This is a genomic window from Phyllobacterium sp. 01N428 (assembly GCF_056399405.1).
On the sequence record NZ_JBFTRH010000020.1, the window covers coordinates 1 to 1,148 of the forward strand.

General features: G+C 61.5%; 1 protein-coding gene. It reads left to right on the forward strand.

Translation table 11 applies throughout. The features are described from left to right. Positions 1–1,148, forward strand: a 1,148-nt coding sequence (gene tuf, locus AC1DNI_RS22745; protein WP_477693523.1) for an elongation factor Tu, incomplete at its 3' end; no start/stop codon positions are given.

Consider the following 1,148-nt stretch of genomic DNA (forward strand, 5'->3'; position numbering starts at 1 on the left):
ATGGCTAAGAGCAAGTTTGAACGTAACAAGCCGCACGTCAACATTGGCACGATTGGTCACGTTGACCATGGCAAGACGTCGTTGACGGCAGCGATTACGAAGTATTTTGGTGAGTACAAGGCGTACGACCAGATCGACGCAGCGCCGGAAGAAAAGGCGCGCGGCATCACGATCTCGACGGCGCACGTCGAATATGAGACGGCCAACCGTCACTACGCCCACGTCGACTGCCCCGGCCACGCCGACTATGTGAAGAACATGATCACYGGYGCGGCGCAGATGGACGGCGCGATCCTCGTCGTTTCGGCTGCCGACGGCCCGATGCCGCAGACCCGCGAGCACATCCTCTTGGCCCGCCAGGTTGGCGTTCCGGCCATCGTCGTGTTCCTGAACAAGGTCGACCAGGTCGATGACGCCGAGCTCCTCGAGCTCGTCGAACTCGAAGTGCGCGAGCTTCTGTCGAAGTACGACTTCCCGGGCGACGACATTCCGATCGTCAAGGGTTCGGCGCTTGCCGCGCTTGAAGACAGCAACAAGGAAATCGGCGAAGACGCGGTTCGCGCGCTGATGGCGGAAGTYGACAAGTACATTCCGACGCCGGAGCGTCCGATCGACCAGCCGTTCCTGATGCCGATCGAAGACGTGTTCTCGATCTCGGGCCGCGGCACGGTTGTGACGGGCCGCGTCGAGCGCGGTATCGTCAAGGTTGGCGAGGAAGTCGAGATCATCGGCATCCGTCCGACCTCGAAGACGACGGTGACCGGCGTTGAAATGTTCCGCAAGCTGCTCGACCAGGGCCAGGCCGGCGACAACATCGGTGCACTGATCCGCGGCGTTGGTCGTGAGGACGTCGAGCGCGGCCAGATTCTGGCGAAGCCCGGTTCCGTGAAGCCGCACACCAAGTTCAAGGCGGAAGCCTATATCCTGACCAAGGACGAAGGTGGCCGTCATACGCCGTTCTTCTCCAACTACCGTCCGCAGTTCTACTTCCGCACGACCGACGTGACGGGTGTTGTGACGCTGCCGGAAGGCACGGAAATGGTCATGCCCGGCGACAACATCGCAGTCGATGTGACGCTGATCGTGCCGATCGCCATGGAAGAGAAGCTCCGCTTCGCTATCCGTGAAGGCGGCCGCACCGTTGGTGC